The following is a 10,290-nucleotide window of genomic DNA, read 5'->3' on the forward strand; positions in this document are numbered from 1 at the left end:
CACTTCCGATCTCAAGGAGGCCTTCACGGACCGGACTCGCGCTCCGCCACAGCCGGAACCCAGCAGCTACCTAAGACACGGTCGGCTTTAGCCCGAATCGCCACTCACGACCACCTGACCCGGCTCGCTCCGCCAGGTCGCGACACCCGAAGCCGGCAGACACGCGAGCGGCCGAGCACGACACCTTCGCCTCACCACTCAAGAGCGCGACTTACCACTCACGCTCTCACGGGTCATTCCGCCAGTTTGATCGCGATCCCCACGGTCCGGTCCTTCGGCCCCCGCAGCTTGCTGAAGAACATCGTCACCTGTCCGGTGATCCCGTACTTCCGCGCGATCACCTTGCGCACGCGTTCGGTCCCGTCGAGGTCCAGCAGCCGTGCCTCGCCCGCGACGACGTCGCCGTGGGTCTTCTTGCCGCGGAGGTCGCAGGCTTGGACCTCGACGCGGCCGCTGTTGCGGATGCGCTTGACCTTGCCCGCCTTCCGCTCGGACCAGAGCACCAGCTCGCCGCCGTCGCCCGCGGCCCAGACCGGAGTCGGCACCGGGACGCCGCTCTTGCGGAAGGTGGTCAGCATGACGTACTTCTCGGCGGCGATCCGCTCGAACTCCGATCCCATGTGGAGAGTCTAGGGCGTCCGGCGCCGCAACGTAGCCGCGCCGAGGATCAGCGCGGCCAGCGCGCACGCCCCGACGACGAGCAGGTTCCGGATCAGTGTCGCGTCCACGGTGCCCGAAGTGGTGACGCGGGTGAGCGCCTCGACAGCGTACGAAAGCGGCATCACGTCGGAGAGCCGGTTGAGGAGCCAGCCCATTTCCCCGCGTGGCACGAACAGTCCGCACAGCAGGATCTGCGGCAGCACGAACAGCGGCATGAACTGCACCGCCTGGAACTCCGTCCGCGCGAAAGCGCTCACGAACAGGCCGAGCGCCATCCCGAGCAGGGCGTCGAGGACGGCGATGAGCAGCAGCATCCCGATCGAGCCCGCGATGTCGAGGCCGAGCCAGGTCAGCGAGATCCCGGCCGCAACGCCGACCTGCACGATCGCGATCGAGCCGAACGCGATCGCGTAGCCGAAGAGCAGGTCCAGCCTGCCGATCGGCAGGGTCATCAGGCGTTCCAGTGTCGCCGTGGTGCGCTCGCGCAGCGTGGTGATCGAAGTGATCAGGAACATGATCAGGAACGGGAAGACGCCGAGTAGCGCCGGGGCGACGCGGCTGAACACCGCTTCCGAGTTGAAGACGAAGCGCAGCAACACCATCAGCAGCGACGGGACGACGATCAGCATCGCGACGGTGCGCGGATCGTGCCGGAGCTGCAAGAGGATGCGGCGGGCCGTGGCCAGTGTCAGGGCGGGGTTCACGACGCCACCTCGCTTTCCCGGACCAGCCGCAGGAACGCCTGCTCCAGATCGGTCGTCCCGGTGCGCTCGCGCAGTCCGGACGGGGTGTCGTCGGCGAGGATCCGGCCTTCGCGCATGAGCAGCAGCCGATCGCATCGCGCGGCTTCGTCCATGACGTGGCTGGACACCAGCAGCGTCGCGCCGCCGTCGGCGAGACGTCGGAACAGCGCCCAGAGTTCGTCTCGGAGCACGGGATCCAGGCCGACGGTCGGTTCGTCGAGCACGAGCAGCTCGGGTTTCCCGAGCAGCGCGACGGCGAGGTTGGCACGACCGTGCTGACCGCCGGACAGCGATCCGACCAGCTTACCGGCGTGCTCGGCGAGCCCGACCTCGTCGATCACCCTGTCCACATCGGACATCGGCGCGCGCAGCACGGAAGCGAAGTAGCGCAAGGCTTCCGTGATGGTGAGGTCGGCGTAGACGGCCGGGTTCTGGGTGGCGTAGCCGATCAGCCGCCGCAGCGGCGGGCTGCCCGCGGGATGGCCGAGCACGGTGACCTCGCCCGCCGCGAGGATCTGCACGCCGACGATCGCGCGCATCAGCGTCGTCTTGCCGCAGCCGCTGGGCCCGAGCAGGCCGGTGATCCGGCCGCGCGGCGTCTCGAAGCCGATGCTCTTGACGACCTCGCGGCCGCCGCGGACGACCCGCAGTCCCGTCACGGAGATCGCCGAATTAGCCATACGTTTAATTCTGCGCCCGTTGAGAACCGCGAGTCAAGAGCGCGCGGTTCAGGAGAGCCGGACGGCGATGCCCGGATAGTCGGTGACCAGCAGGTGCTCGTCGTAGTTCAGCACGCAGGAGAAGTCGAAAACCGGTGCGGTGTAGGCGAAATCGCGATCACCGATCCGCTGGTAGCGCTGCTCCAGCCGCTCCACGGCGAGGTCGCCGGCCCGGACGTACGCGGCGGGCGCTTCGGTGGCGGCGCCCAAGGCGAGACCGAGCCTGTGCACCGGCAGCGTGTTCGTCATCGACGACGATTCGAGGTCGACGTCGAAACAGCCGTCGAGCCGCGGATCCGGGACTCCGTCCGCCCGCCATCGTCCGTCGCCGTCCGCGTCGAGCACCGTGCGCCGTGCGCCGGGAGCCCGTGACCGAGCGGCCGGAGATCTCCGCCCGCCTCGTCCGCCAGGCGGCGTCGACGGTGATCGAATACTCGACGAGCCAGGACTCCCCGTCCTCGACCGCCGTCGTGGCGCCGCTGATCCGCCACCCGCCTTCGTGTTCCTGGAAGAACGCGACCTCGAAGCCGGTCCTCGCGTCCCGATGACGCCAGCTCGCCGCCGCGGGGAGGCTCACGGCACCAGGACGAGCTTGCCCCGCACGTGACCCGCTTCGCTCTCGTCCTGAGCGGCGGCCGCTTCGGCGAGCGGGTACACCCGGGAGATCGGCAAGGTGAGCTTGCCTTCGGCGGCGAGCGCGGCGCCTTCGGCCAGCGAGCCGGGGACCTGCTCCGCCGGAGAACCCGAGGTGAAGCGGACGCCGTGATCGGCCGCGTCCGACGCGGCGATGGTGATGACGCGCTTCGGGCCGCCGGTCAGCTCGACGAGAGCGGAGAGCGAGTGCCCAGAGGCGTCGAAGGACGCGTCGATGCCCTGTGGCGCGACGGCGCGTACGCGCTCGGCGAGCCCTTCGCCGTACTGCACCGGGACGGCGCCCAGCGAGCGCAGGTAGTCGTGATTCGCTTCGCTCGCGGTCCCGACGACGGTCAGCCCCCGCGCGACGGCGAGCTGGACGGCGATGGTGCCGACACCGCCCGCGGCGCCGTCGACGAGCAGCGTCTCGCCCTTCTCGAGGTCCAGCAGGTTGAGGGCGCGATAGGCCGTGTTGACGACCGCGGGCAGCGCCGCGGCCAGCTCCCAGGAGAGCGACTCGGGCTTGCGGATCACGCTCGCCGCCTCCGCGAGGACGTACTCCGCGTATCCGCCGATACCGGTCCCGAGGACCTCGTCACCGGCGGCGAAGCCGGACACCCCTTCGCCGGTCGCGTCGATCACGCCGGCGACGTCTCCGCCGGGGACGGCGGGGAACTCCGTCGGGAACACCTCGGCCATCAGCCCGGCCCGGATCTTCCAGTCGATCGGGTTCACGCCCGCGGCCCGGACGGCGACCCTGACCTGGCCCGGCCCGGGCTCGGGAAGCTCCCGGTCGAGGACGTGGAGGACTCGCGAGTCGCCGTACTTGGTGAACGCGATGGAGCGGTAGGTGTCCGTCATGCCGTCGACAACCGCCGCCCGCCCGCCGCTATTCCGGTGGCTTCCCGAACCAGCTGTAGTCGCCGGGGATGAGCTGCACGCCGTCGGCGATGTCGAGCAGCGTGGCCTTGTCCCGCTTGCCCGACACGATGAGCCACTGGTCGCCCGTCAGCCGGACGGCGACCGTTTCGTCCTGGGGGCCGAGCCTGCCGTCCCGTTTCGGGAGGTAGTAGCCGTCGGCGCCCCGGACCTTGAGGGGAACCGGCTCCGCCCCGTCGACCTCCGGCCGGTCGCGGCGCAGCGACGCCGTGACGACCGCCGCCGCGGTGGGTTGCCCGGCGCGGGTGGCTTCGAGATCGGTCGCGCCCCCGCCGGTCGTCAGGAACGTGCTCACCCCTGACAACTCCAGGTCGTCGGGCAACCTGCCGAAGCGCAGTTCGCCCGAGACCCGGGCACGGTCGTCCTTGACCATCTCGTCCGCGATCCGCTGACCGATCCCGCGCGGATCCTTCATGAAGTACAAGGTCATGCTCAGCAGGTACACGTCGTCGGGCGACCAGGTCAGCATCATCGCGTCGCCGTGGACCTCGGACACCATCCCGACCCTGCCGTGCACGATGATCTGGTTCGGCGCGGGCGCGATCTTCCAAGGCTCGGCCCCCTTGGCCAGCGGAGTGCTGGTCAGCTCGACATGACCGAGTTCCCCGGCACTCCAGGACCTGGTCTGCGGCGCGGGGTACGGTTTCGCGGCCCGCCGGTTCTCCTTGAAGCCGTCGGGAAGCCAGCCGGGCTTGTACGGCAGCACCGCCCAGTCCGCGTTCACCCGCGAAGCCGGGGGGACCGCGGTGAAGGCCCGCATGCCCAGCGGCACCCCGAGCGCGATGATCGCGACCGCCGCCGCGACCAGTGCCAGCGCCATCGTCGGACGGCTTCGCCGCCGCTGGTCCAGCGCCTCGCGGATCTCCGCCCCGTCAGGCGCCCGCGTCGCCAGATGTTCGAGGCTCTCCCGGATCAGGTTCTCGGCGTTCTCTTCACTCAGGCGGGTCATTTGCGGGCTCCCGTGGGCTGAACGGACGAGGACTGTCCGGTCTCCCGCAGCGTCGCGAGCGCGCGCGAGATCTGGCTGCGCACGGTCGACGTCGCACAGCGGAGCACCGCGGCGATCTCCTCGTCGGAGTAGTTCTCGTAGTAGCGGAGCACGATCGCGGCGCGTTGTTTGCGCGGGAGCTTCGCGAGCCTGTCCAGCATCGCGTCGCGTTCGTCGTACTCGACGGCGTGATCGGAGACCGGCGGGCTCACCAGATCGAGTACCTCCGGTGACGACGGCACCACGCGGCGGACCGCCAGACGCCGTCGCCACGAGAAGTACTCGTTGGTCACCATCCGGCGGACGTACGTCGGCGGTGACTCGATCCTGTGCCAGCGTTGCTGAGCGCGCAGCAGCACCTCCTGCACGATGTCCTGCGCCAGGTACGGATCGTCGGTCAGGACGGTCGCGTAGCGCAGGAGCCCGTCCAGGCGATCCGCGACGAACTCGTCGAAGGTCGCAGGCACGTGTTCCCCCTCAGCCGGTGGTCTCGCTCTATGGACGCACGAGACCACCGTGCTGATGCATCGGGGGCGGAACTTTCCCGGTGAACATGATCACCGCACGGCGGTCTCCAGCCGGACGAAGGCGAATCCGGTCGTCGCGAGCTCCTCGCCCGAGGGGCCGGTGGCCGCCGGACGGCGTTCGCCGTCGTGCACCACCAGCAGGCCGTGCGGGTAGAGGGGGCCCAGCGGCCTGGTGGTGATCGCGGCTCCGTCGGAGTGCTCGACCGAGTCGGTGCCGCGTCCGGCGACGATCCGGAAGTCGCGCCGCGGGAGGCCGGCGCGGTCGTAGACCACGAACCGCGAGTCGCCCTGGCTCGACGCGAGCAGCTTGCCGTCGGCCAGCGCCAGCCCTTCGGCGTCCGCGACCAGCCACTTGCCGCCGAAACCGGGGTCGGGGCCGTCGGCGACGCACTCCTCGGTGACCTCGTCGAAGCGCTGCGGCGCCCCGAACGAACGCACCTTGTCGATCAGCTCGGGACGGCCGAAACCATGGTCGTCGACCGGGATCCGCCAGATCCCGACGTCCTCCTGCGCGGTGTGGAGCACGCGGTGCTCGACGTCGAGCACCGACCCCTCCAGCTGCGGGCGCTCGTCCGGCTCGCCGCACGGCGACCAGGTCTTCCCGTTCGGCAGCCGGAACTCCGACGGCAGGTCGATCGTGCCGATCGGTGTCGTGCCGACGGTGCCGTCCGGTTTGTCGACAAGTCGCAGAAGCGCCACGCGGGTCTCGTGCCGCCGGGTCACCGCGACCCAGCGCGCGCCGGTGCGCGGGTCATGCCCGGCGGTGAGCCCGTACGCTGTCCGCTGTTCGTCCACTTCGGACTCGGACGCGGAGAAAACCGGTGCGGCGAAAGGATCCGTGACGTCCCGCAACACCCGCGATCCGGCCGCGGCGCCGGCGGGGTCGATCCGGTAGACGCGCACGCGGTCCCGGCCGCGGTCGCTCACCACCGCGAGATCGCCGACGACGTCGACGTTGTTGAACCGCCCGCCCGCGGGCACGGCGAGGTGCTGGAGCTGCCGCGCCTTCAGGTCGAACGCGGCCAGCCCGCCCTCTTTGAGGGTGCCGAGTACGACACTGGCCGACGGGTTCTTCGGGTGGACCCAGATCGCCGGGTCGTCGGCGTCGGCGTTCGCCGGGTCCGCGCCCGCGTCGTCGACGAACGCCCTGGTCTGCGCCACGGGCGAGGGGTTCTGGGTCGCTTCGGCAGGCACGCCGGCGAGCAGGGAGGCCGCCAGCAGGGGGACCAGTGCGATGCGCATCCTCGGGAAGTTAGCCGCGCGGGGTGTCCGGCCGGTGAACGCCGTCGGTCAGGTAATACTGCGCGACCGGGGCCAGCATCGCGACGACCTCGTCCTCCGACGCGGCGACGAGCGGCGGGAGCCCGATGACGTAGCGCAGCAGCGCGAACCCGACCATCTGCGCGGCGATCCCGGCCACCCGGACCTTCGGCACGCCGCGCGCCTCGGCGACCCGTGCCAGCACCGCCCGTTCCAGGAACTGCCGCATCATGGTCGCGACCTGCTCGTTGGTGGTCGCGGACCGGATCATGGCCAGGAACGGCGCGCGCCCTTCCGGGGCCTGCCAGAGGCCGAGGAACGCGCGGACGAGACGTTCGCCGATCTCGTCCTCGGGGCCTTCGAGGATCCGGGGGACCAGTTCGCCGGGGTCGACCGGCAGGTTCATCGACGCGGCGAAGAGCCGCTGCTTGGTACCGAAGAAATGGTGCAGCAGCGCGGCGTTCACCCCCGCTTCGGCCGCGATGCCGCGTACGGTCGCCCCGTCGTAGCCCTGTTCGGCGAACCTCCGCCGTGCCGCCTCGAGGATCTCCTCCCGCGTCTCGGTCTGCCCCGGCCGCCGTCCCGCCTGTGCCATTCCGCGAGCTTAGAACGCCCTTGACTACGCTTGGCCCCATGTCAGTCGCAGTCAGGGTCATCCCGTGTCTCGACGTCGACGCGGGCCGTGTGGTGAAGGGTGTCAACTTCGCCGACCTGCGCGACGCCGGCGACCCCGTCGAGCTCGCCCGCCTGTACGACGCCGAGGGCGCGGACGAGCTCACGTTCCTCGACGTCACGGCGTCCTCCGGGGACCGCGAGACCACGTTCGACGTCGTCCGCCGGACCGCGGAGCAGGTGTTCATCCCGCTCACCGTCGGTGGCGGCGTGCGCACGAACGACGACGTCAACCGGCTGCTGCGCACCGGCGCGGACAAGGTGAGCATCAACACCGCCGCCATCGCGCGGCCGGAGTTCCTGCGCGAGGCGTCCCGCCGGTTCGGCGCGCAGTGTGTCGTCCTGTCGGTGGACGCCCGCCGGGTCCCCGAAGGCACCGAACCGACACCGTCCGGATTCGAGGTGACCACGCACGGCGGTCGCCGCGGCACCGGGATCGACGCCGTCGAGTGGGCAGCGCGCGGTGAGGAACTCGGTGTCGGCGAGATCCTGCTCAACTCGATGGACGCCGACGGCACCAAGAACGGTTTCGATCTCGAACTCCTGACCCAGGTTCGCGCGGCCGTCCGTGTCCCGGTGATCGCCAGCGGCGGCGCCGGCGCGCTCGACCACTTCCTGCCCGCCGTCGAAGCGGGGGCGGACGCGGTGCTCGCGGCCAGCGTGTTCCACTTCGGACAGTTGAAGATCGGCGAGGTCAAGAACGCTCTGCGCGCCGGGGGAGTCGTGGTCCGATGATCATGGCCAAGTGGAAGGCCTCCACCGAGGTCAAGGTCGTCTGCGCGCTGTTGCTCGGGCTCGGCCTCGCGTACGTCGGGATGGCCGCGGTCCTCATGTTCGCGCCGTATTCGTCCGCGCGGACGTTCCTGCTGCCGGGAACGGCGGTGGTGCTCGGTGGGCTCGTCGTGGCGGGGCTGGTGCTGAAGATGCGTTCGGCGCGGTTCGCCGGTTTCGGCGTCAGCTTCCTGTTCGCGTTGCTGCACGCGCTGTCCATGCTGGCGGCGGAACTCTTCTGGGTGAAGATCGTCTCCGGGATCCTGTTCGCCGGGTACATCTACACGGCGGTCCTGCTCAACTCGATGCCGGTGAAACGGCACCTTCTCGGAGCCACGAATGACGCTTGACCCCGCCCTCTCGGATCGCTTGAAGCGCAACGCCGACGGGCTGATCGCCGCCGTCGTCGTCGAACACTCCACATCGGACGTCCTGATGATGGCGTGGATGAACGACGAGGCGCTGGAGCGCACCCTCACCACCCGGCGCGGGACCTACTATTCGCGCAGCCGCCAGGAACTGTGGGCCAAGGGCGAGACCTCCGGCCATGTCCAGCACGTGCGTGAGGTGCGGATCGACTGCGACGGCGATACCGTCCTGCTGCGCGTCGACCAGACCGGCCCGGCCTGCCACACCGGCACGCACACCTGCTTCGACACCGACGAACGGCTGCTGCTGGCCGACGAGAGCGAGAATCCGTGAATGTCGTCGCCAACGTCCTGGTCGGCATCGTCGCCCTGATCCACCTGTACATCGTCGTGCTCGAAATGTTCCTGTGGACCACTCCGCGTGCTCGCGCCTCCTTCGGCACCACCGAGGAGTTCGCGAAGGAGAGCGCGCCGCTGGCGGCGAATCAGGGGCTGTACAACGGTTTCTCGCCGCCGCGCTGATCTGGGGCCTGATCGCGACCGGAAGCACGGCTTGGCAGTTCAAGATCTTCGGCCTCGCCTGCGTAATCGTCGCCGGGCTCTACGGGACGGCGACGGCGAGCAAGAAGATCTTCTTCGTGCAGGTGGTTCCCGGCACGCTGGCGTTGATCGCGGTGCTGATCGCGGGCTGACCCCTGCTCACTTGCACGCCCGAAGAGGGCTCACGGTTGCCCTGGAGCGAGAAGGAACTCGTCGTCCGGAAAAGCGGAGTCTTCCGGCTAATCTCGGCGCATGAAACCGGGGCGAGGGAAGAAAAGATCGGCCAAGAGCGGCCGTCGGAGACGTCGTCCGCCCATTGCCGGACGACCGCTGGCCCCTTCGGCCGTCGAGGACATCAAAAGCCTTGCCGCGCAGACTGTGCACGGCGAAGTCGCCACCCCGCTGATCGAGAAACTGTCGCACTACAAAGTGCGCGCGCTGGCTTTGTCGGTGCTCTGGCTGGCCTTGTTCATCGCCGGTCTGGCAAATCTCGATCTGCTTCGGCAGGATTCCTTGCGGACGACGAGGAACGGGGTCCAGGTAGAGGGCACAGTGCAGAAGGCCGAGGCGGCCTCCAGGTCGAACCGTGTCTACGTCACGCTCACCTATACAGCCGGCGCGAAGTCGTACACGACCTCGGTCTCCGTCGATTCGAGGGAAAAGCACCAGACCGGGGACAAGATCTTTCTCTCCTACGCGATAGGAGACCCCCAAAGGATCTTGACGGTCGGAGGTAGTCTCCACGGCAATTCCGGCGGTGGCTTCCTGACCCTTCTGACCTTCTCCGCGCTCTTCGGCTTTCCGATGTGCCTGTACGCCGCATGGCTCTGGCGCGAACGGTATCGCTCGGCATCGAGGACCGGCTTGCGCGAGGCCACGGCGACGGTGCGGCCCGGGTGGCTGTTCCCCAAGATCGATGTGTACTTCGAAGACGACTACAAGTTCCTCGCCACGCGCCGGTCGCTGAGGATCGCGCCCAAAGTCCGGAAGGCTCCCGTCTTCGTCGGCGGCGAAGGAACGGCCATGATCGTGATCTTCCCGCGAGGACGCTTCCGCAAGGACACGCTCTACACCGTTCCCGCCAAGGAGATCGAGCCGGACACGGACTGATCCGTGAGTGGGGGCTGCCGGCTTCGGGTGCCGTGAAAGCCACTTTCACAACCTTCAACGTTGCGAAAGTGGCTTTCACAACGCCGCCGGCCCACCAGACCGCACCGGGTCGGGGTGGTCGTGAGTGGCAAGTGTCGTTCTATTGGGCGATAAGTCAAATATGGCATGGTCGGTCCTGCCGCGCGGGCCCTCTTCGCTGCCCGAGGACATGGTTCCGGACTGGGTGGCGATCAGGCGCGCCCCGAGTGTCCACATGAGACGGTTAGCGACAATCGACCGTCCGATTTATGGCCATATGAGGCTTTCCGCTAGGGGGTCGTGAGTGGCAAAGAGGGTTAGAACCCTCTGTCTGAGTTCAGG

Annotated in this window: 13 protein-coding genes and 2 pseudogenes; 5 read left to right on the plus strand and 10 right to left on the minus strand. The window is 69.0% G+C overall.

Annotated features, from left to right (window positions below; genetic code table 11):
* Positions 1-233: 233 nt before the first annotated feature.
* The 10 genes and pseudogenes from CFP71_RS14190 to CFP71_RS14230 form a co-directional block, all read right to left on the minus strand.
* The gene (locus tag CFP71_RS14190) at positions 234-620 is read right to left on the minus strand and encodes a PPOX class F420-dependent oxidoreductase (protein ID WP_093934321.1); all 387 of its coding nucleotides are present in this window, start codon (positions 618-620) and stop codon (positions 234-236) included.
* A gap of 9 nt (positions 621-629) precedes the next feature.
* Positions 630-1,364, minus strand: a complete 735-nt coding sequence (locus CFP71_RS14195) for an ABC transporter permease (protein WP_093934322.1) — start codon at positions 1,362-1,364, stop codon at positions 630-632.
* Complete coding sequence (locus CFP71_RS14200; protein WP_093934323.1) at positions 1,361-2,083, minus strand: ABC transporter ATP-binding protein; 723 nt, start codon at positions 2,081-2,083, stop codon at positions 1,361-1,363. Before CFP71_RS14200 ends, CFP71_RS14195 begins: the two co-directional genes overlap by 4 nt.
* A 48-nt stretch (positions 2,084-2,131) precedes the next feature.
* The gene (locus CFP71_RS44925) at positions 2,132-2,467 is read right to left on the minus strand and encodes a putative glycolipid-binding domain-containing protein (protein ID WP_244199670.1); all 336 of its coding nucleotides are present in this window, start codon (positions 2,465-2,467) and stop codon (positions 2,132-2,134) included.
* 70 nt (positions 2,468-2,537) lie between these two features.
* Positions 2,538-2,699, minus strand: a pseudogene (locus CFP71_RS44930) (putative glycolipid-binding domain-containing protein); the annotation flags it as partial.
* Positions 2,696-3,616 carry an NADP-dependent oxidoreductase gene (locus CFP71_RS14210; RefSeq protein ID WP_093934324.1) on the minus strand — a complete coding sequence of 307 codons (921 nt, stop codon included), beginning with the start codon at positions 3,614-3,616 and terminating at the stop codon, positions 2,696-2,698. The gene CFP71_RS14210 and the pseudogene CFP71_RS44930, both read right to left, overlap by 4 nt.
* 28 nt (positions 3,617-3,644) lie before the next feature.
* Positions 3,645-4,643, minus strand: coding sequence for a hypothetical protein (locus CFP71_RS14215; RefSeq protein ID WP_093934325.1), 999 nt, complete (start codon positions 4,641-4,643; stop codon positions 3,645-3,647).
* Complete coding sequence (locus CFP71_RS14220; RefSeq protein ID WP_005155257.1) at positions 4,640-5,149, minus strand: SigE family RNA polymerase sigma factor; 510 nt, start codon at positions 5,147-5,149, stop codon at positions 4,640-4,642. Before CFP71_RS14220 ends, CFP71_RS14215 begins: the two co-directional genes overlap by 4 nt.
* A 90-nt stretch (positions 5,150-5,239) precedes the next feature.
* The gene (locus CFP71_RS14225) at positions 5,240-6,451 is read right to left on the minus strand and encodes a phytase (protein ID WP_093934326.1); all 1,212 of its coding nucleotides are present in this window, start codon (positions 6,449-6,451) and stop codon (positions 5,240-5,242) included.
* A 10-nt stretch (positions 6,452-6,461) separates the two neighbouring features.
* Positions 6,462-7,064: a TetR/AcrR family transcriptional regulator gene (locus tag CFP71_RS14230; RefSeq protein WP_093934327.1), complete on the minus strand. Its 603-nt coding sequence runs from the start codon at positions 7,062-7,064 to the stop codon at positions 6,462-6,464.
* 38 nt (positions 7,065-7,102) lie between these two features.
* On the opposite strand from CFP71_RS14230, the gene hisF reads away from it, so the two are divergent.
* The 5 genes and pseudogenes from hisF (at position 7,103) to CFP71_RS14255 (ending at position 9,930) form a co-directional block, all read left to right on the plus strand.
* Positions 7,103-7,876, plus strand: a complete 774-nt coding sequence (gene hisF, locus CFP71_RS14235) for an imidazole glycerol phosphate synthase subunit HisF (RefSeq protein ID WP_093934328.1) — start codon at positions 7,103-7,105, stop codon at positions 7,874-7,876.
* A complete protein-coding gene (locus tag CFP71_RS14240) occupies positions 7,873-8,262 on the plus strand; it encodes a hypothetical protein (protein ID WP_093934329.1) in 390 nt (129 codons plus the stop codon). Before hisF ends, CFP71_RS14240 begins: the two co-directional genes overlap by 4 nt.
* Positions 8,252-8,614 carry a phosphoribosyl-AMP cyclohydrolase gene (gene hisI, locus CFP71_RS14245; protein WP_093934330.1) on the plus strand — a complete coding sequence of 121 codons (363 nt, stop codon included), beginning with the start codon at positions 8,252-8,254 and terminating at the stop codon, positions 8,612-8,614. Before CFP71_RS14240 ends, hisI begins: the two co-directional genes overlap by 11 nt.
* Positions 8,611-8,972 (plus strand): annotated as a pseudogene (locus CFP71_RS14250) (DUF1304 domain-containing protein). The gene hisI and the pseudogene CFP71_RS14250 overlap by 4 nt, the downstream one beginning before the upstream one ends.
* 100 nt (positions 8,973-9,072) lie before the next feature.
* On the plus strand, positions 9,073-9,930 hold the full coding sequence (locus CFP71_RS14255; protein WP_143267083.1) for a DUF3592 domain-containing protein: 858 nt from the start codon (positions 9,073-9,075) through the stop codon (positions 9,928-9,930).
* Positions 9,931-10,290: the final 360 nt, after the last annotated feature.

This window comes from Amycolatopsis thailandensis (assembly GCF_002234405.1).
Lineage (GTDB): Bacteria > Actinomycetota > Actinomycetes > Mycobacteriales > Pseudonocardiaceae > Amycolatopsis > Amycolatopsis thailandensis.